This is a genomic window from Allostella sp., assembly GCF_041913585.1.
Classification (GTDB): Bacteria; Pseudomonadota; Alphaproteobacteria; order ATCC43930; family Allostellaceae; genus Allostella.
Genome location: NZ_JAYSFE010000005.1, coordinates 12,720 through 29,441 on the forward strand (window position 1 = coordinate 12,720; position 16,722 = coordinate 29,441).

Consider the following 16,722-nt stretch of genomic DNA (forward strand, 5'->3'; position numbering starts at 1 on the left):
CTCTCCTCAGGCGGAAATGGCGGCGACGAACTCGATCTCGACCGGCACGCCGCGCGGCAGTTCGGCGACGCCGACCGCCGAACGGGCGTGGCGCCCGGCCTCCCCGAAGATCTCGGCCAGCAGCGTCGAGGCGCCGTCGACCACGGCCGGCTGCTGCTGGAAGCCCTCGGCCGAGGCGACGAAGCCCGTCACCTTGACGATCCGCTCGACCCGGTCGAGCGATCCGAGGGCGGCCTCCAGCACGGCGAGGCCGTTGAGCAGGCAGCAGCGCGCGACCTCGCGGCCGCGCCCGACGTCGATGTCGCGGCCGAGCTTGCCCGTCGCCATCAGGGCGTCGCCGACCCACGGCAACTGGCCGGAGACCCAGGCGAGGCCGCCATGGACGGCGACCGGCACATAGGCGAACGCGGGAGCCTTGGGCGGCGGCAGGACGATGCCGAGATCGGCGAGGCGCTGGCGGTGGCTCATGGCGGGGAGGTCCGTTCCTTCAGCATGTCGGCGAGCGTCGATGTCGGATCATGGGCCAGATCGAGGCCGATGTCGGCAGCGATCCGACGTTGGTCCTGCAACGGATAGAGGATCGCCGGCGCGACCTCGGTCAGGCGCACCCGGTAGCCGGGGACGAGGCGCTCCAGCGCCTGGCCGATCGCCCGCCAGCCGGTGGTGAAGCCGGCGAGGTTGTAGACGTCCGCCAGTTCGCCCGCATGGTCGAGGGCGCGCACCACGATCCGGGCGAGGTCGTCGACATGCATCGCGTCGAAGTCGCCGGCCGGCACCTCGGCGGCGAACTCCGCGTCGGGCTGGGCGGCGACTACCATGCGCTTCAGCACCGCGGCGGCGCCGTCGTACCAGAGGCCGGGGCCAAACATCAGCGGGATGCGGAGCGCCACCGTCTCCAGCCCGCGGACGCGGCGGAAATAGCCGGCGACGTCCTCGGCCAAGGTCTTGGTCAGGCCGTAGACATGGACCGGGCGGCGCGGCGCGTCCTCGGCGATGCGCGCGGCGGGATCCTCGGCGGCCCCGAACACCACCGTCGAACTGGTCCAGACGACGCGCGCCACGCCGGCGTCGGCGCAGGCATCGAGCAGGCGGCGGAACCCCAGCACGTTGACCGCGAAGGCGCCCTCGGGATCGCCCTCGCCGGAACGGGTGAGGCCGGCCGCGCCGGCGGAGAAGGCGGCGAAGCTGGCGACCCGGCGGGCGCCGGTGCGCGCCAGGGCGTCCCGCACCGCCGCGCCGTCGGTGATGCTGCCGCGGATTTCGTCGGCGCCGTCCGGCAGCGGCACCGGGGTGTCGGGTCCGAACACGGTGACCGGCCGCCCGGCCGCGACCAGCCGGCGGACGGCGGCGGCGCCGACGAAGCCGCGGCCGCCGACGACGAGGACGGGACCGTCAGAAGGAGAGGTCATCGCGGATGCAGGCCATCTGGTGGTCGGGTCCGAGCGGGCGCGGCTCCGGCACGGTGCGGGCGCATTCGGCGAGCGCGAAGGGACAGCGGGTGCGGAATACGCAGCCGCTCGGCGGGTCGGCCGGGCTCGGGATCTCGTCGCGCAGCACGACGGCGGGCGTGCCCGCGCGGTCGAGCCGTGGGGCCGCCGCGAGCAGGCCGGCGGTGTAGGGGTGGCGCGGGGCGGTGAAGATCGTGCGGGTCGGCCCGACCTCCATCACCCGGCCGAGATAGAGCACCATCACCCGGTCGGCCATCACCTCGACGACCGACAGGTCGTGCGAGATGAAGAGCATGGCGAGCCCGAGCTCGGCCTGCAGCCCGCGCAGCAGCGCCAGGATTCCCGCCTGCACCGAGACGTCGAGGGCGGATACCGGCTCGTCGGCGACGAGGAAGCGCGGCTCGACGGCGAGCGCGCGGGCGATCGCGATGCGCTGGCGCTGCCCGCCCGAGAACTCGCGCGGCATCCGCCCGAGATCCGATCCCGAGAGGCCGACCTTGGCGAGGAGTGCCGCCGCGCGGTCGCGGCGGTCGGCGCGGCCGCCGATGCGGTGCAGCCGCAGCACCTCGCCGATCGCCTCGCCGACGCTGCGCCGCGGGTTGAGGCTGGCATAGGGGTCCTGGAAGACCATCTGCATCGACCGCCGCAGCGGCCGCAGTGCCCGCAGCGAGGCGCCGGTGATGTCCTCGCCGTCGAAGCGGACCCGGCCAGCGGTCGGCTCGAGGAGGCGCAGGGCGAGCCGGCCGACGGTCGACTTGCCGGACCCGGACTCGCCGACCAGCCCCAGCACCTCGCCCGGCGCCACGCCGAACGAGACGCCGTCGACCGCGCGCACGGCGCCGCGGACGGCGAGACCGCGACGCGGCAGCGGGAAGTGCTTGGCGAGGCCCTGGACCTCGATCAGCGCCGTCACGCCATCGCCTCCCAGCGGCGGCAGCGGCTGCCGCGTCCGTCGCCCAGGGACGAGAGTTCGACCGCGGCCGCTGTGCAGGCCGGTTCGGCGAGCGGACAGCGCGGTGCGAAGCGGCAGCCGTCGGCGATCTCGGTCGGCCGTGGCGGCTGGCCGGCGATCGGGCGCAGCAGCCGCTCGTCCGGACCGTCGTCGCGATAGTGCCGCTCCGGCCGGCACTCCAGCAGCGCCCTCGTGTAGGGGTGGCGCGGTGCCGCGAGCACGGCCCGGGTGGCGCCCGTCTCCACGACCTGTCCCGCGTACATGACGACGACGCGGTCGGCGATCTCGCCGACCAGTGCCAGGTCGTGGGTGATGAAGAGCAGGCCCATCCCGCGCGCCGTCTTGAGGTCGGCGAGCAGCCGCATGATCTGCGCCTGGATGGTGACGTCGAGCGCCGTCGTCGGCTCGTCGGCGATGAGCAGGCGGGGCTGGCAGGCGAGCGCGATCGCGATCATCACGCGCTGGCGCATCCCGCCGGACAGCTGGTGGGGGTAGGCCGCGACCCGGCGCTCGGGATCGGCGATGCCGACGTCGCGCAGGAGTTCGATCGCCGCCCGGCCGGCATTCGCCGCCTCGTCCGGGCGGTGGCGGCGGATCGCCTCGGCGATCTGCTCGCCGATCGGGAAGACCGGGTCGAGGCTCGCCGACGGGTCCTGGAAGATGACCGCGATCTCGCGGCCACGGACGTCGCGCAGCGCCGGCTCGGGCAGGGTGACGAGATCGCGGATGCCGCCGTCCCGCCCGTGCAGCAGCACCGCGCCCTCGATCGCCGCCCGGTCGGTGCGCCCGAAGAGGCGCAGGATCGACATCGCGGTCACGGACTTGCCCGAGCCCGATTCGCCGACGATGGCGACGGTTTCGCCGCGGGCGATCGCGAATCCCACGCCGTCGACCGCCTGCAGCAGTCCCCGCCGGGTACGGAACCCGGTGCGCAGGTTCCGCACCTCGAGGAGCGGGGCAGGGGGCATCGGTCGGCCGCCCGCGGCTCAGGCGACCGTGTAGCGCTTCACCGCCTCGGGATCTAGCGTCACCCCGAGGCCGGGGCCCTTCGGTACCTCGAGCCAGCCGTCGACGCAGCGGATCGGCTCGACGAAGAGGTCGTTCTGGAGCGCGTTCCGGCCCATGTCGTACTCGACCATGGTCGGGAAGGGCACGTTGTCGGAATGCGGATAGTTCGGCAGCGAGGCGACGAAATGAATGGCGGCGGCGAGCCCGATCCCGGTGCCCCAGACATGGGGCGAGATGCGCAGGTGCTCCGCCCCGCACAGGATGCCGACCGTGCGGGCGACGTCGAGGCCGCCGCAGAGCGCGAGGTCGGGCTGGATGACGTCGGCGAGGCGCCCGTCGATCAGGCGCTTCAGGTCGAAGACGGTGTAGAGCGCCTCGCCGGTGGCGATCGGCACGGTCGCGCGCGACTTCAGTTCGGCATAGCCCTTCCAGTCCTGCGGCGCCAGCGGCTCCTCGTACCAGTGGATGCCGTAGGGGGCGATGCGGCGGATGCTCTCCATCACCCCGTCGAAGGTGTAGTTGCCGTTGGAATCGACGGTCAGCAGCGCGTCGTGGCCGATGATGCGGCGGGCGAGCGCGACGCGCTTCTCGTCCTCGGTCGGGTTGCGGCCGATCTTGATCTTGAAGGCGGGGAAGCCCCGGCCGGCATGCGGCTCGAGCTGGGCCGCCAAGGTCGCCTCGTGGTTGCCGGTGGCGGTGAAATAGCCGCCCGACGCATAGGCGGCGACCCGCTCGCGCTGGCGCCCGCCGATGAGGTCCGCGACCGAGAGGCCGAGCAGCTTGCCCATGGCGTCGTGGGCGGCGATGTCGATGCCGCTCAGCAGCGAGACGAGCTGGTTCTGGATGCCGAAATGGTAGTGCTTGGCGAAGATCGTCTGGGCGACGCCGCGCTGGGCGAAGACGCTGGTCCCGACGAAATAGGGCTTCACCAGGGCGAGGTACTCGGCGGTGATCCGGGTCGGTCCCCAGGCCTCGCCGATGCCCGCCACGCCCTCGTCCGTCTCCAGGACGACGAGTCCGGCGCCGCGCCGCGCCGTCAGGCCGCGCGCCATGCCGTAGGCCTGGTCGTCGGGTACGGCGAACTCCAGCGCGACGATGCGGATGTCGCGGATACGCGCCATGGCGGGCCTCGGGGGAAGGGGGTGGGCGGACGGGAGAAAAGGATTGCAGAGCCACCGGCGGCCGGCAACATCCCTTTGCGGAAAACCGGCCCCGTGGATCGAATCGTCCATCGCCGGGCCGGCGCCGAGGACTAGGATGGCGGTTCCTGGCAAGTGGGGGCTCGCCGACATGATCGACCTTTCGACCCTGACCACGGTGCATACCGCGATCAGCCTGATCGCCATCGTCGCCGGCTTCGTGCTGCTGCCCGGCCTGCTGCGCGGACAGGTGGCGCGGACCTGGACCGGTCTCTTCGTGTGGACCGCCGTGGCGACGTCGGCCACCGGCTTTCTCTTCCCCTTCAACGGCTTCCTGCCGTCGCACGGCGTCGGCATCCTGGCCCTGGCGACGCTGGCGCCGACGGTGGCGGCCCTGCATGTTTTCCGTCTCGACGGCGCGTGGCACCGCATCTATGCGGCCGGTGCGGCGCTCAACCTCTATCTCCTCGTCTTCGTCGCCATTGCCCAGGCCTTCCTCAAGGTGCCGGCGCTGAACCGGCTGGCCCCGACCGGGTCGGAGCCGGCCTTCAGCATCGCCCAGGTGGTGGCGCTGGCCGTGTTCGCGGCGCTGGGCTGGCGCGCAGTCCGGGCGGTGCGGCCGCCGGCGATCCGCCCCATCCGCGCCTGACTGCCCGACCGCCTGACCGCCTGCGGTCAGGCGACGAGGGCGGCGGCGACCGCGTCGAGCGCCCGGCGCGCATCGTCCGGCGCCAACCGCACCTGCAGGCCGCGCTGGCCGCCGTTCATGAAGACGTAGGGCAGGGCGAGCGTGGTCGCCTCGATGGCGGTCGGCACGCGCTTCTTCTGGCCGAACGGGCTGATGCCGCCGACATGGTACCCCGTCAGGCGCTCGGCGTCGGCCGGCCGCATCATCTGCGCCGCCTTGCCGCCGAAGGCGGCGGCGAGGCGTTTCATCGACACCTCGCGGTCCGACGGCACGACGACGCAGACGGGCCGGCCGTCGACCTCGGCCATCAGGGTCTTCAGGACCCGCCCCGGCTCCTCGCCCATCGCCTCGGCCGCCTGCAGGCCGACCCGCTCGGCGCCGGGATCGTAGTCGTAGGTGGCGACGGTGAAGGCGATGCCCGCCCGCTGCAGGAACTGGGTGGCGCGCGTGGTCCTCGACATGTAGGTGGTCCCTGGTGCGGATGTGGCGGAACGAGGGGAGCGCGATAGCGATGGCAGCCGGATCGCGCGGGGAGGCGGCCGAACCCGGGCGATTGTGATATGGGCGTATCCGTGACGATGCAATCCGACGAGGCTGACCGCATGTCGACCGCTTCCATCCGCTTCCATCCGGAGGGCCCCGGCGGGGCCGGGCTCGAGGACTGGGGGGCCCTGCCGGCCGAGGCGCTGGAAAGCGGCGAGGGGCGGCAGCGCGGCCGCTACTTCTTCCAGGACGAGCGTCTCGGGCTCTCGGCCGGGGTCTGGGACTGCACGCCGTTCGTCGGCCGGATGGGGCCGCACGGCAACAACGAGCTGATGCTGCTGCTGGAGGGCGAGGTCACGATCGAGCCCGAGGCGGGCGAGGCCGTGACGGTCCGCGCCGGGGAGGCGTTCTACCTGCCGAAGGGGCTGCGCGTGCGCTGGCGCCAGCCGGGGCGGGTGCGCAAGTACTTCGTCATCTTCGACGGACCGGCCGACGCGCCGGCGCCGGCCACGGTCCCCCCGCTCCGGATCGATCCGGCCGCGGCGCTGGCCCCGTCGACGCCGCCGGCGGCCGACACGCTGTTCGGGCCGGTGCCGAGCCAGCAGGGCAAGGCGGCCTTCATCGACGCGACGGGGCAGTTCACCATCGGCGTCTGGGAGACCACCCCCTACCACCGCCGCCCGGTGCCGTTTCCGCGCTACGAGCTGATGCACGTGCTCGACGGCGGCGTGACGGTGCGCGGCGCCGACGGCACGGCCGAGAGCTACGGCCCCGGCGACACGTTCTTCGTCGCCCGCGGCATGGTCGGCGACTTCGAGGTCCGCCAGGGGCTGCGCAAGATCTACGCGATCTTCATCGAGAAGCCGGCGGCCTGACCCGGGGGGCGCTGGCGCGGGTTCAGCGCCGGGCCAGGCGCAGGATGGCGCGCAGCACGTCGCTGTCCGGGTCCTGGTACTGGTTCATGATGTCGAAATGGTGGAAGCCGGGCGAGACGCGGACGCCCGGCCCCATTCCGTTCGCGCCGAGGTGGTGGGCGTAGCGGAACGACTGGTCGATCCAGTGCGAGGGTTCCTGGCCGCCCGCCATGATCTCCACCGGGCAGCGGACGTGCGGGGTCGCCAGCTCGTAATTGTGCCGCCTCGCGATGGCGGGCGTCAGCTTGAGGTCGGCGTTGACCGTGGTCCGCATGGCCGGAGCGGGATCGTAGATCCCGCTGATGAGCACCGCGCCCTGCAGCAGATCGCGCGGCAGGTCGCGGAGGGTCCAGTCGGCGGCGATGGCGGCGGCGCCGAGATGGGCGCCGGCCGAATGGCCCGAGAGCGTGATCCGGCGCGGGTCGCCGCCGAAGCTGCGGGCGTTGCGCGCGGTCCAGGCGACGGCGTCCAGCGCCGACGCGACGACGCCGTCGAGCGTGACCGCCGGACACAGCGGGTAGTTGACGACCACGGTGGCGATGCCGTGCGCGACCAGATGTTCGGCGACGAAGGCGAAGTTGGCCTTGTCCTGGGCCCGCCAGTAGCCGCCGTGGACGAAGATGTGGACGGCGGTACCGGTCGCGCCCGGCACCGGGTAGATGTCGAGGTCCCGCAGCGGCCCCTCGGCATAGGCGATGTCGCGGTGGCACTCGAGCTTGGCGCGGGCCCGCGCGTTCGCCGGCTCGCGCTCGGCCTGGTAGTCCTTGAAGTGCGGGACGGCGCGCTGCGGATTGTACTGGTATTCGAGCTCGTCCGGCGTCAGGCCGGACCAGATGGCGGACGGTTCGGGCATGGGTTCGGCCTGGGGTTCGGCCCGCGCACGGGCGCGCGTCGGGGCGGGAGGAGCGGCTTTGGCGACCGCGGGGCGGCGCTCGGGCAGGATCGCACAGAGGAAGGCGAGCGTCGACAGGACGACGCAGACGGCGAGCACGCCGACGGTCGGCCAGGCGACCGGCGCCTGGATCGCCGCCAGGAAGAGCGTCGCCAGCGCGCTTACCACCATCTGGACGAAGCCGAGGAGGCCGGAGGCGGCGCCGGCGATGTGCGGGTGGACGCTGATCGCCCCGGCGATGCCGTTGGGCTGCGTCATGCCCTGCCCGAAGGTCAGGAGCATGACCGGCACGAAGAGGGCAAGGGCGGTGAGGCCGCCGAGGCCGACCCAGAGGACGAGCCACAGGGTGGCGGCGATGCCGATGGCCGAGCCGACGATCAGCATCCGGTCGACGCCGAGATGCTGCGAGCGCCGCGACGCGATCAGGTTGCCGACCGTGTATCCGCCCATGGCGAGCAGGATCCAGGTGCCGTAGGCGCCGGGGCTTTCGCCCAGCGCCTCGACGAGGAGGTATGGCGCGCCGGCGGTGAAGGCGTACCAGGACGCGGTGGCGAGCGCGGTGCCGAGGGTGTAGCCGACGAATGGGCGCGAGCGGATCAGCAGGCCGTAGTGCCGGACCATCGCCCGCGGCGCGATCGGCACCGGCGCCGGCAGGGTCTCGTTGAGGCGGAACCACGCGGCGACGAGCGTGGTCGCACCGGCGGCGCCGAGGAGAAGGAAGCCGACCCGCCAGCCGACCCACACTTCCAGCCAGCCGCCGAGGGCGGGCGCGAACATCGGCGCCAGCGACATCGCCATGGTGATGTGGGCGATGAGGCCGGCCGACCGCTCGCGGTCATGGACGTCGCGCACGATGGCCCGCGCGAGGACCATGCCGGCGCAGCCGCCGAACGCCTGGATGGCGCGCCCCGCGAGCAGCACCTCGAGCGACCATGCGTAGACGCAGAGCATGGTTCCGAAGAGATAGCCCGACAGCCCGAGCAGGAGCAGCGGCCGGCGCCCGTAGCGGTCGGAGAGGGGGCCATAGAGAAGCTGCGCCGGCGCCATGGCGGCGAGATAGACGGTGAGCGCGAGCTGGGCCGAACCGTAGTCGCTGGCGAACTCCGTCGCGATCCGCGGCAGCGACGGCAGGATGATGTGGAGGCTGGCTGCGCCGACCCCGGTGGCCGCGATCAGGAGCCAGAGCGGCGGCAGCCGTCGGGGACGGTCCATGGGCCGGGCGATGCTAGATCGCCCGGCCCGCGAGTGCCAGCGCGCCGATGCAGTCCGGCGCTGCCGGTTCAGGCGAGATCGGCGTCCTGCACCCGGACCGACCAGCCGTCGCCGATCAGCAGCGAATCGCCGCCGTCGCGGACGATCTCGTAGGCGCCCGAGGCGACGATCCGGTCCACCGTCGCCTCGAAGTCGGTGATGATGTCGTCCCCCATGCCGACATGGAAGACGTCGCGCCCGGCGCCGCCGGTCATCAGGTCGTCGCCGGCGTCGCCCCACAGCTCGTCGTCGCCGAGGTCTCCCGACAAGAGGTCGTTGCCGCGGCCGCCATAGAGGAAGTCGTCGTCGCGGCCGCCGAAGAGCCGGTCGTCGCCGGCATTGCCGAAGATCACGTCGTCCCCCGGCCCGCCGAGGATCTGGTTCTGGGCGTCGCCGCCATGGATCTCGTCGGCGACCGCCTTGTCGCGCTCCGGCCCGTAGAGCGCGTTCAGGGCCTGGACGTCCCACTCGCCGAGGGCGCCGTCTCGGTGGTCGAAATAGCCCATCACCGTGGTCTTCGCCGTCACCATCTCGGCCGGGGCATGCGGGCCCTGCGAGGCCGGGGTGAAGTCCAGGCGGGTCGGGTGCTTCAGGCCGAGCGCATGCCCCAGTTCGTGCGTCACGACATAGTCGACCCGGTCGGCGTCCAGCGTCTTCGGCAGTTCGACGACGGCGTCGGTGATGCGCGTCTCGTCGACATCGTCGACGAGGAGATAGGAGTAGCCCTCGTAGCCGGCGCGCGTGGCGACGATGAACTTGATGTCGGCATCGTCGAACTGCGACGGCCCGACCTCGACGAGATCGAGGTCGCTGGCGTCGTCCCAGCGCGCGATGGCGGCGCGGATCTCGGCGGCATACGGCGCGAGGTCGGGGACCATGGCCCAGGTCAGCGTCTCCGTCTGCCAATGGTAGCCAGCCTTGTAGAGGAGGACGTCGGCACCGGTGAGCTGGCTGGTCATGACCCGAATTCCTTGCGATCCCGAGGGGGCGTGCCCGAGGGGATTGCAACCGGGAGACCGCGGCCGGAACCGGCGGTGCCACGTCAAGAATCCAGAAAAATCAATACCTTGGAGTGGAGTGGTCGAATTGCGCCCGGCACTTTCGGGCCGCGGATTCGCAATCCGCATTTCCGCTCTGCGAACGGGGCCGGGCCGCGGTCACCGCCCGTTGCAATGTGCGACGCCGCCGCCATCGCCATTGTGCGGCGCACCAATTGAACCGCTCTGGTGCGTTCGAATCGGCGCTCCGCGAACCGGAAAGCGCCGTCATTACAAAGCGTTATGATATAGTTCCCGATGTCGGTAGCGACTGGCACGAGTACGGGCACAAATAGCCCCGCCAATCGGTGCCGTTCCCGCTGGAGCCCCGCCGAGGCCCTCCCTCTAATGCCCCCTCAGTGAACCGCATCTCTGCGAGGGGGCCGTGGCTACAATTCCCGGTGGCATCTTCGATCAGGGTGGGCTGGACCCGGCCGCTCTTGCCGCGATCGACGCACTTCTCAGTCAGCAGGGGCTTTCGGAGTCCGACTTCGAGCCCACCGAGGGCGGCTTCGAGCCGGTCTCGAGCCCTTACGTCTTCCTCGTCGGCGACGGCGACGGCGCCATCATCGGCGGCAGCGAGGACAACATCTTCGTCGCCAACGGCGGCGACAATTTCCTCGCCAGCGGCGCCGGCGACGACAACCTCTTCGCCGGTGACGGCAACGACATCGTCGAGGCCGGCAGCGGCGACGATTCGGCCTATGGCGGCGACGGCGGCGACATCGTCCTCGGCGGCTCCGGCAACGACTACGCGCTGGGCGGGTCGGGGACCGATTTCGTCGACGGCAACCAGGGCAACGACGACGTCAACGGCAACCAGGGCAACGACGTCGTCAGCGGCGGCCAGGGCGACGACACCGTCCATGGCGGCCAGGGCGACGACATCGCGCTCGGCGGCCAGGGCGACGATTCGGTGTCCGGCGACCTCGGCGACGACGTGGTGCTGGGCGCGACCGGCAACGACACCATCGCCGGCGGCGACGGCGCCGACACCGCATTCGGCGGCCAGGGCGACGACGTCGTCGAAGGCGGCGCCGGCAACGACGTGCTGTCGGGCGATCGTGGCAACGATTCGCTGTCGGGCGGCGAAGGCGATGACGTTTTCGTCGTCAACAGCAACGGCGGCGCCGACGTGATCGTCGACTTCGCCACCGGCGACGTGCTGCAGATCCAGGGCGGCATCAACGGCCTGGAGATCAGCAACCCGTCCGACCTGCTGTCCCTCATCACCAGCGACAGCCTGGGCAATGCCGTCATCAACCTCGGAGACGGCGCGTCGGTCACGCTCCTCAATCTCAGCGAGGCGGACTTGAAGGCGCGCATCGACAGCGTGGTGGTGATCGTCTAGGCGGGCAGGGCGGCAGCCCCGCATGTTCACCACGCGATTCAGCGAGGCCGAGATCCGGCAGGCGGTCGACGCCTGCCGGTCCGGCCGCCATCCCTCGGAGGTCGGTCGCGAACTCGGCGTCAGCGAGCGCACGGTCCTGCGCTGGCGCAGGCGCCTTGCGGCCGACGCTGGCGAGGCGGAGCCCGTCGCAATGCCCTCCCGTGCGACGGCGCTCCTGCCGCGCCCGCGCCTGTTCGCGGCGCTGGGCGACGTGGCCCTGCTCTGGGCGCCCCTGCCCGAACCGGTCGCGATGGCCGATGCCAAGATGCGCTGGGGCGGCGAACCGGTTCCCGAACCGCTGGTCTTCTCGATCGTCGGCGATCCCGAGCAGGGCTGGCACCTGCTGGTGCTCGGCCGGGTGCCGGGCGGGCTATCCCCCGGTGCGACCGCTCCCGCCATCGAAATCCGGGCGGCCGACGCAGCGCTGCTGGTGGCAGCGCCGGCGGCGCCGATCGAGCCGCTGGTCCCGGCGGCCGGTCCGATCCTGCCGCGCCTGCCGGACATCGTCCGCCACCGCGCGCTCCGGGTGCTGGCGGAGACCGGCGGCACCTTCCTCAAGCTCCACGAGGATCCGTCCTTCGCCGCCCTCTGCCGTGCCCTGGCGCTCGGCGTCGCCGGCCGCCCGGCCGGCTGGAGCGAGGCGCTCTCGCTCGGTGGCCGGCTGCACTATTGCGTCGGTCAGAGCCCGGCCGATCCGGGCGACGTCCGCGGCGTCCTGCTGATCGGCTCGCGCGGCGTCCGCCGCAACCCGTTCCTGCCCCAGCCCCGCGGCGAGCGGGGCGGCGCCGGCGGCCGCCTGCAGCTCGTCGTCGACCGCGCCGAGGGGCTCGGTCCAGGCCGCGTCCTGGTGCTGATGATCGGTTTCGGTCGGCCGACGCTCTTCGTCCTGGAGCCCGATGCGGTCGTCCCGGCGACCGGCCTCCATCGGCATCTCCAGGAGCGGCCGGACGAGGCGCCGGCCGCGCGGCACTACCTGCTGCGCTGCCTGCGTCCCTACCTGCGGGCCAGCCACGGCCTGCGGGCGCTCCTGCGCGAATCGCTGGCGCTGGTTCCCGACGCGCTGCCGGCGAGTGCCGCCGGGCGCAGCCTGTCGGGCGAGATCGACCTCGCCGTCGCCTCCGCGGATGGCGGGCTCTTCGTGCGTGGCTGGCTGCACGACCCGCAGGAGGTCGTCGCCGAGCTGGAACTCGTCTCGGCCTTCGACGAGACGCGGGCGATCGCGCCGGGAACCTGCGCCTTCGCCCGCTCGGGCGCCGACGGCCGGCGGCTCGCCGGCGACGGCTTCGTGGCGCACTTCCCCGCCCTGCAGCCGGTCATGCCGGATGCCCCGGTGCGGCTGCGCGCCCGGCTCGCCAGCGGCGCACTGGTGGAGCTGCCCGCCGCGCCGGTGCTGGCCGACCCCGAACGGGTGCGGCAGGAACTGCTCGGTGCGGTTCCGGCGGGGGCTGCCGACGATGTGCTGCTGGAACGCTGCCTGGCGCCGGCGCTGGCGGATGCCGTCCGCGACCTCGCGGACGAGGCGGGAGCGCCCACCGTCGACCAGCTCGGACCGTGCCGCGGCGCGGTCGACTGGTCGATCGTCGTCCCGCTCTACCGCAGCCTGGAACTGCTGCCCGCGCAATTCGCCGCCTTCGCGGCCGACCCGGACATGGCGCGGTCCGAACTGGTCCTGGTCCTCGACTCGCCCGAGCAGCAGGAGGACCTGCGGCGGGCCCTGCACGGGCTCGACCTCGTCTACGGGCTGCCGGTGACGCTGGTCGTCAACCGGCGCAACCTCGGCTACGCGGGGGCGGTCAATGCCGGGGCGCGGGCGGCACGGGGCCGCTGGCTGGTGCCGTGCAATTCCGACGTGCTGCCGCAGCGGCCCGGCTGGCTGTCGGCGCTGCGCCGCAGCCTGCTGCCGGGCATCGGTGCGGCGGGACCGCTGCTGCTCTTTCCCGACGACACCATCCAGCACGCCGGACTCTATTACGATCGCGGCGCCGACGGGCAGTGGCTGAACCGGCATTTCCTCAAGGGGATGCCGCGCGGCGCGCCGGGCGCCGTGCAGCCGCGCGAGGTGCCCGGGATCACCGGCGCCTGCCTGATGCTGGCGGCCGAGACCTTCGCCCGCCTCGGTGGCTTCTCGACCGACTACGTCATCGGGGACTACGAGGATTCCGACCTCTGCCTGCGGCTCCGCGAGCTCGGGCTGCGCCTGTGGTACGCGCCGGAGGCGGTGCTCTACCATCTCGAACGACACTCGATCCAGCAGCACGCCGGCTACCAGCGCGGCCTCGCCTCCCGCCACAATCGCTGGCTGCACGGCCGCCGCTGGGGCGAGCGGATGGCGCGACTGATGGACGATCCGACGCGCTGGGGACTGCCGCGCCAGGGCGACTGGCGGCGGCGCCCCGCCGCCGCGCCGCCCGAACCCGGCCCGGCCGCCGTACCGCTGGTCGCGTGATGGCCGCGCGTCGGGACGCGACCGCCGCCGACGGCTATCCGCTCGGCTTGGTCGGCACGCTGTCGCGCTGCGCGCCGGCGCTGGTGATTTCGTTCGCCATCAGCCTGTTCCTGACCCTGGCGATGCTGGTCGTGCCCATCTACATGATGCAGGTCTACGACCGCGTCCTGTCGAGCCGCAGCCTGCCGACGCTGTTCTGGCTGACCGTGGTGGTGATCGGCGCGCTCGCCGCGGCGGCGGTGCTGCAGCTCGCCCGCAGCCTCGTCCATCAGCGCCTCGGCGAGTGGCTCGGCGAGCGTCTGGGCGAGGTGGCGATCCCGGCCACCGTGGCGCGGGCGCTTCGCGACGGCGGCGGCTCGACGCAGACGCTGCGCGACGCCAACGAGGTGCGCGGCTTCTTCGCCGGCCGCTCGCTGCCGACGGCGATGGAGATGCTGTGGACGCCGCTCTTCTTCGTCGTCCTCTTCCTCATGCACCCCGCCTACGGGGTGATCGGCATCGGCGGCGCCGCCCTGCTGACCGTGCTCGGCATCGTCAACGAGGTGGTGTCGCACCGCAGCCTCGTCTCCTCGAGCGATGCCTCGGTGAAGGCGCACCAGCATATCGGTTCGGCCCTGCGCAACGCCGAGATCGTCGAGGCGATGGGCCTGATCGACCGCATCCTGGTGCGCTGGCGCCAGGCCAATGGCGAGGCGGCGATCCTGGCGCGCCGCGGCCATCTGCGGTCGGAGGCGATCGCCGCCCTGTCCCGGATGCTGCGGCTGTCGCTCCAGGTGCTGCTGATCGCGACCGGCGCCGCCCTCATCATCGATCGCGCCGTCGGTCCGGGCACGCTGTTCGCCGCGATGATCATCCTCGGGCGGGCGCTCGGCCCGTACGAATCGCTGATCGAGGGCTGGCGGCAGTGGCTGTCGGCCTGGGCGGCCCTGCGCCGGCTGCGCGAGATCGAGGTCGAGCAGCGCGCGGTCCGCTCGGCGATCGGCCTCGCCCGGCCCGAGGGCCCGCTCGAGATCGACCGCCTCGTCTACGTCCCGCCCGGCGCCTCGCGGCCGACCCTGCGCGGCGTCAGCCTGACGGTCGAGCCGGGCGAGGTGCTGGCGATCATGGGGCCGTCGGGCGCCGGCAAGTCGACGCTGGCGCGCCTGATCACCGGCGTCTGGAAGCCGACCAGCGGCGCCGTGCGCCTCGACGGGCAGGACGTCCACCACTGGGACCGTGCCGCCTTCGGTCGCGTCAGCGGCTACCTGCCGCAGCAGGTCGGCCTCTTCGACGGGACGATCGCGGAGAACATCGCGCGGCTGGAGGACGCGCCGGCGGAGGCGATCGTCGCCGCCGCCCGCCGCGCCGACGTCCACGGGCTGATCGGGCGGCTGCCGCACGGCTACGACACCGAGATCACCGATCCGGGCTTTCTCCTGACCGGCGGCCAGCGCCAGCGCATCGGCCTCGCCCGCGCGCTCTTCGGCGAGCCGCGTCTGCTCGTGCTCGACGAGCCGGACGCCAATCTCGACCAGGCCGGGACCGACGCCCTGCTGGCGGCCGTCCGGTGGGCCCGGTCGGCGGGGGCCATCGTCATCGTGATCTCCCACCGCAACACGCTGCTGTCGGTCGCCGATCGCATTCTCGAACTGCGCGACGGCGTGGCGGTCCGGGTGGCCGACGCCGTCACCGAGCCGCTGCCCGGGATCGCGCGCCACGGCCCGGTGGCGCTGGCGGGGGCGGCGCGGTGACCCGGCTGCCCGCGCTTCCCTTGCCGCCGGGCCGGGCGGTCGTCCTGCCCGCGGCGACGCGCCCGCGCGTCGGCGGTCCGGCCATGGTCGCGCTGGTGGCGGTGCTGGTCTCCTTCGGCGGCTTCGGGGGCTGGGCCGCGGTGGCCGAACTCGACAGCGCCGCCGTCGCGCCCGGGACGGTCCGGGTGGAGAGCCATCGCAAGACCGTGCAGCTCCTCGAGCCCGGCATCATCAAGCGCATCCTGGTGCGCGAGGGCGACCAGGTCCGCGCCGGCCAACTGCTGGTCGAGATGGACGAGACGCAGGCGCGCGCCAGCCACGCGATCGTCCAGAGCCAGCACCGGCTGGCCCAGGCGCGGCTGGCGCGCCTGCAAGCCGAACTGGCCGACGCCGAGGAGATGCCGGTCCCGACCGAACTCGCCCGGCGCATCGCCGAACCGGAGGTGGCGGAGATCGTCGCCGGCCAGCGCAACCTCTTCGCTGCCAGGCGGGAGGCCCATCGCGGCCAGATCTCGATCCTCGAGCGCAAGGTCGGGCAGCTCCGCGAGGAGATCCAGGCCATGCAGTCGCAGGAGCGGGCCACCAGCCAGCAGATCGGCTTCATCAACGAGGAGATGAAGGGGATCAACGAGCTGGTGCAGCGCGGGCTGGAGCGGCGGCCGCGGCTGCTGGCGCTGCAGCGGGCGAACGCCGAACTGGTCGGGCAGCGCGGGCGCCTGCAGAGCGGCATGGCCGCGGCGCGCCAGACCATCGGGCAGACCGAGCTCGAGATGATCGACCTCCGCAACACCCGCCGGAACGACATCGTGACCCAGATCGAGGCGACCCAGAAGGACCTGGCCAGCCTCTCCGAGCAGCTCATCGCCGCGGCCGACCTCCTCCGGCGCTTGAAGGTGCTGGCGCCGCAGGACGGCACGGTGGTCGCGGTCCAGGTCTTCACGCCGGGCGGGGTCATCAAGGGCGGCGAGCCGATCCTGGACATCGTCCCCCAGGAGGACCTGCTGGTGGTCGACGCCCATGTCCGTCCGACCGACATCGATTCCGTGCGCAGCGGCCAGCGCGCCGACGTGGCGCTCGTGTCGTACAAGCGCCGGGTGGTGCCGCAGGTGGCGGGCACCGTGGTCAACGTCTCGGCCGATCTCCTGACCGACCCGCGCACCGGCGACGGCTACTACGTGGCGCGCATCCGCGTCGATGCCGACGAGCTCTCCCGGCTCTCGGGCGTCGAGCTCTATCCGGGAATGCCGGTCGACGCCTTCATCCTGACCGGCCGTCGCACCGCGCTCGACTATCTGCTGTCGCCCATCACCAACGGCTTGCGACGCACCTTCAGGGAGGAGTGAG

At 72.7% G+C, this 16,722-nt stretch carries 14 protein-coding genes; 6 read left to right on the forward strand and 8 right to left on the reverse strand.

What is annotated here, in order from left to right; translation table 11 throughout:
* Nucleotides 1–6: 6 nt before the first annotated feature.
* From ACE3Q3_RS01940 to ACE3Q3_RS01960, 5 genes are read right to left on the reverse strand one after another with little or no spacing between them, the layout of a single operon-like run.
* The gene (locus ACE3Q3_RS01940) at nucleotides 7–468 is read right to left on the reverse strand and encodes a RidA family protein (RefSeq protein ID WP_374440964.1); all 462 of its coding nucleotides are present in this window, start codon (nucleotides 466–468) and stop codon (nucleotides 7–9) included.
* Complete coding sequence (locus tag ACE3Q3_RS01945) at nucleotides 465–1,409, reverse strand: NAD-dependent epimerase/dehydratase family protein (RefSeq protein ID WP_374440966.1); 945 nt, start codon at nucleotides 1,407–1,409, stop codon at nucleotides 465–467. The genes ACE3Q3_RS01940 and ACE3Q3_RS01945 overlap by 4 nt, the downstream gene beginning before the upstream one ends.
* The gene (locus ACE3Q3_RS01950) at nucleotides 1,393–2,361 is read right to left on the reverse strand and encodes an ABC transporter ATP-binding protein (RefSeq protein WP_374440969.1); all 969 of its coding nucleotides are present in this window, start codon (nucleotides 2,359–2,361) and stop codon (nucleotides 1,393–1,395) included. Before ACE3Q3_RS01950 ends, ACE3Q3_RS01945 begins: the two co-directional genes overlap by 17 nt.
* Nucleotides 2,358–3,368: an ABC transporter ATP-binding protein gene (locus ACE3Q3_RS01955; protein ID WP_374440971.1), complete on the reverse strand. Its 1,011-nt coding sequence runs from the start codon at nucleotides 3,366–3,368 to the stop codon at nucleotides 2,358–2,360. Before ACE3Q3_RS01955 ends, ACE3Q3_RS01950 begins: the two co-directional genes overlap by 4 nt.
* 18 nt (nucleotides 3,369–3,386) lie before the next feature.
* Entirely contained in the window at nucleotides 3,387–4,529 is a 1,143-nt protein-coding gene (locus ACE3Q3_RS01960; protein ID WP_374440974.1) for a mandelate racemase/muconate lactonizing enzyme family protein, read from the reverse strand.
* 136 nt (nucleotides 4,530–4,665) lie between these two features.
* Between ACE3Q3_RS01960 and ACE3Q3_RS01965 the strand changes: the two genes are divergently transcribed.
* The gene (locus tag ACE3Q3_RS01965) at nucleotides 4,666–5,196 is read left to right on the forward strand and encodes a hypothetical protein (protein WP_374440977.1); all 531 of its coding nucleotides are present in this window, start codon (nucleotides 4,666–4,668) and stop codon (nucleotides 5,194–5,196) included.
* Between the two features lie 26 nt (nucleotides 5,197–5,222).
* Here the strand turns inward: ACE3Q3_RS01965 and ybaK are convergent, their stop codons facing one another.
* Nucleotides 5,223–5,696 (reverse strand): Cys-tRNA(Pro) deacylase, encoded by a 474-nt coding sequence (gene ybaK, locus ACE3Q3_RS01970; RefSeq protein WP_374440979.1) that lies wholly within the window; start codon nucleotides 5,694–5,696, stop codon nucleotides 5,223–5,225.
* A 141-nt stretch (nucleotides 5,697–5,837) separates the two neighbouring features.
* On the opposite strand from ybaK, the gene ACE3Q3_RS01975 reads away from it, so the two are divergent.
* Nucleotides 5,838–6,593 carry a cupin domain-containing protein gene (locus ACE3Q3_RS01975; RefSeq protein ID WP_374440982.1) on the forward strand — a complete coding sequence of 252 codons (756 nt, stop codon included), beginning with the start codon at nucleotides 5,838–5,840 and terminating at the stop codon, nucleotides 6,591–6,593.
* A gap of 22 nt (nucleotides 6,594–6,615) precedes the next feature.
* Here the strand turns inward: ACE3Q3_RS01975 and ACE3Q3_RS01980 are convergent, their stop codons facing one another.
* Together ACE3Q3_RS01980 and ACE3Q3_RS01985 are read right to left on the reverse strand one after the other, a co-directional pair.
* Nucleotides 6,616–8,736: a Bcr/CflA family efflux MFS transporter gene (locus ACE3Q3_RS01980; protein WP_374440984.1), complete on the reverse strand. Its 2,121-nt coding sequence runs from the start codon at nucleotides 8,734–8,736 to the stop codon at nucleotides 6,616–6,618.
* Between the two features lie 68 nt (nucleotides 8,737–8,804).
* The gene (locus tag ACE3Q3_RS01985; protein WP_374440987.1) at nucleotides 8,805–9,734 is read right to left on the reverse strand and encodes a hypothetical protein; all 930 of its coding nucleotides are present in this window, start codon (nucleotides 9,732–9,734) and stop codon (nucleotides 8,805–8,807) included.
* Between the two features lie 463 nt (nucleotides 9,735–10,197).
* On the opposite strand from ACE3Q3_RS01985, the gene ACE3Q3_RS01990 reads away from it, so the two are divergent.
* The 4 genes from ACE3Q3_RS01990 to ACE3Q3_RS02005 are packed head-to-tail and all read left to right on the forward strand — an operon-like array spanning nucleotide 10,198 to nucleotide 16,721.
* Nucleotides 10,198–11,163 carry a calcium-binding protein gene (locus ACE3Q3_RS01990; protein WP_374440990.1) on the forward strand — a complete coding sequence of 322 codons (966 nt, stop codon included), beginning with the start codon at nucleotides 10,198–10,200 and terminating at the stop codon, nucleotides 11,161–11,163.
* A gap of 22 nt (nucleotides 11,164–11,185) precedes the next feature.
* Nucleotides 11,186–13,648 carry a glycosyltransferase gene (locus ACE3Q3_RS01995; protein ID WP_374440993.1) on the forward strand — a complete coding sequence of 821 codons (2,463 nt, stop codon included), beginning with the start codon at nucleotides 11,186–11,188 and terminating at the stop codon, nucleotides 13,646–13,648.
* On the forward strand, nucleotides 13,648–15,378 hold the full coding sequence (locus tag ACE3Q3_RS02000; RefSeq protein WP_374440996.1) for a type I secretion system permease/ATPase: 1,731 nt from the start codon (nucleotides 13,648–13,650) through the stop codon (nucleotides 15,376–15,378). The genes ACE3Q3_RS01995 and ACE3Q3_RS02000 overlap by 1 nt, the downstream gene beginning before the upstream one ends.
* Complete coding sequence (locus ACE3Q3_RS02005) at nucleotides 15,375–16,721, forward strand: HlyD family type I secretion periplasmic adaptor subunit (protein ID WP_374440999.1); 1,347 nt, start codon at nucleotides 15,375–15,377, stop codon at nucleotides 16,719–16,721. The genes ACE3Q3_RS02000 and ACE3Q3_RS02005 overlap by 4 nt, the downstream gene beginning before the upstream one ends.
* Nucleotide 16,722: the final 1 nt, after the last annotated feature.